Genomic DNA, 706 nt, shown 5'->3' with positions numbered 1-706 from the left:
AGCAAAGGACTGATCACGATGCGTAAGAGCCTCAAGACCTCCATCACCCTCGCCACGACCGGCGCCCTCGTCCTCGGCGGTGCCGCGTTCGGGATCTCCTCCGCCCAGGCCGCGACCCCGAACGTGCACACGGTGTCCTCGTCGTCCGAGTCGAAGATCCCCGCACCCGTCGCCTCGGTCCCCGAGGTCCTCGGTGGCTCCACCGCCGTGAAGCTCGACTCCGGCTTCACCGACGCCCTCACCGCCCTGAAGCTCACCCCCGGCGTCTCCGGCGATGCGACCCTGGCTGACGGGTCGGTGTCGTTCCCGATCACCGCCGGGTCGGTCACCTACTGGTCGCCCGATGGCAACTACCGCCCGTACGTGCAGGGCCTGCTGAACCACGACGACTCGGGGCTGACCCTGAAGGCCGGCGACACCACCGTCACGCTGGAGAACTTCGTCGTGAACCCGGGCTCGTCCAAGCTCTACGGCGACGTCCTCGTCAACGGCAAGGTCGCCGCGGCCAACGCGTTCCTGTTCGAGCTGCACGGCGGCTCCCTCAAGCCCCTCCAGCTCGAGGGCGACAACGCCATCCTCACCGGCACCACCGTCCACATCTCCGAAGACGCCGCCGGCCTGCTGAACAAGACCTTCGGCACCGACGCCGTCAAGCGCGGCCTCCTCGTCGGCACCGCCACCATCACCGCACAGATCAAGTAACACC

General features: G+C 68.1%; 1 protein-coding gene. It reads left to right on the top strand.

Going from position 1 to position 706, the window contains the following annotated elements; genetic code table 11:
* Nucleotides 1–702: hypothetical protein (locus DEJ02_RS18230; RefSeq protein WP_258370666.1), on the top strand; the 702-nt coding region annotated here is incomplete at its 5' end.
* Nucleotides 703–706: the final 4 nt, after the last annotated feature.

Origin of the sequence: Curtobacterium sp. MCLR17_042, from assembly GCF_003234695.1 — a bacterium.
GTDB classification, from domain to species: Bacteria; Actinomycetota; Actinomycetes; order Actinomycetales; family Microbacteriaceae; genus Curtobacterium; species Curtobacterium flaccumfaciens.
Note: the sequence above shows the minus strand (reverse complement) of the source record. Positions and strands in the feature narration are given on the sequence as shown.